The following is a 1,488-nucleotide window of genomic DNA, read 5'->3' on the forward strand; positions in this document are numbered from 1 at the left end:
TTGATTGTGAGTTCTACAGTGCAACGCCTTATATCAAGTCTCCAGATGGCAGTGAAAGCAGTTCAGGCTCATACCGTTTCTACTCACAAAAAGGTGTATTGGGTACCGTCACTGAACCTTTTACGACTCAGCCACTGCCTGAATTAACCATGTGCTTAAAAGAAGACTTCACCCTAGCGAATCAAGACCAAGCGCAGCTCCTATTCGAAGCTATCGAAACGGTCTATCCAAATCATTCTATGTTTGATGAGAACTTCCCTAAGGAAATCATAAAGAAACCAAATGGATGGCATTTTATTGATGGTGAAATCTTCGATGATAAAAAAGGCTATATCATCGAGACAACTCCGCAAGGGAAAGTGACCAAGATCATCCGCTCATTAAACCTATAAACACACCTTTCTCAATAATATGGAGAGGGTTTGATTTGTATTAATAAGTCACCGAAGTAGGCCTGCTTGCTCGGTGGCATCCAACTAAAACTTCCTCACGTAGAGTCGAGCATGATGACAAGTTATCAATCATTCGAGTACCTAAAGTGTCCCATTTGGATATATGACATCGATAACAAAAGAATCACATGGGCAAACCAAAGTGCTCTTCCTTTGTGGGAGGCGGAATCTTTGTTTGAACTGACGTCACGCGACTTTAGTGTCGAGATGTCAAAGGCAATAGAGGCGACTCTCGAAGAGTATCAAAGACAATTTCTACGTGGTGAAAGCATCAAAACATGGTGGAACTTTACCCCCAAATACATAGCCAAACGCGCACTGTGCCAGTTTTCTGGTATTCCTTTACCTGATGCTCGAACGGGCATGTTAGTTCAAGTTGTTGCCGAAGAAGGCAGTCTTAAGCAGGATCTCGCTTTCTCAGACGGAGCGAACCTTTCTCTACTATTTGACCGCTCAGGTAAGATAGTAAGCACTAACTCCGCGTTTAACCAAAACTATGGTTCACCATTTACCACCCTCTCCGATTTTCTTTCCAGCGAAGAAACTGCAGCCCATTGGCTATTTTCAGCACGAACAGGGCAGGAGATCCTAGAAGAAGTGAGCTGTACCATAGGTGACAAAACCCATCACTTTGACGTTCAAGGTAAGTGGCTGTTCGACAAGAGTGAGCTACTGTTAGACCTAACCTGTACCACCAAGCAAAAAGAAAAGCTGATAAAAGCCAGGTACAACGCGGAGCACGATTGCTTAACAGAGCTTCATAACCGCAGAGGGATCACCAACTTACTACAAACCAGTATTGCCTACCGCTCTCCTTTTGAGTTGATGTTTGTTGACCTTGATGGCTTTAAGCTCGTCAATGACACCTATGGGCATAGCGTGGGAGATCAGCTGCTAAAACAAGTCGGTAAGCGCCTAAAACAGCTAGTTGATGAAACCTGCATGATTGGTCGCTTTGGTGGCGATGAGTTCATTGTGATTGCTCACGCCTGCCGAAATCAAAACATTCCTCTGCTTTGCACGCGCATTATTGATG

2 protein-coding genes are annotated in these 1,488 nt (G+C 44.2%); both read left to right on the forward strand.

Annotated elements, in window-relative coordinates; all coding sequences use genetic code 11:
* Nucleotides 1-392, forward strand: a 392-nt coding sequence (locus tag BCT81_RS26260) for a hypothetical protein (protein WP_102426364.1), incomplete at its 5' end; no start/stop codon positions are given.
* Nucleotides 393-503: 111 nt separating this feature from the next.
* Nucleotides 504-1,488 (forward strand): GGDEF domain-containing protein (locus BCT81_RS26265; protein ID WP_133152735.1); only part of this gene is annotated, 985 nt, incomplete at its 3' end.

Source organism: Vibrio sp. 10N.261.52.A1, from assembly GCF_002876325.1.
Classification (GTDB): domain Bacteria; phylum Pseudomonadota; class Gammaproteobacteria; order Enterobacterales; family Vibrionaceae; genus Vibrio; species Vibrio chagasii.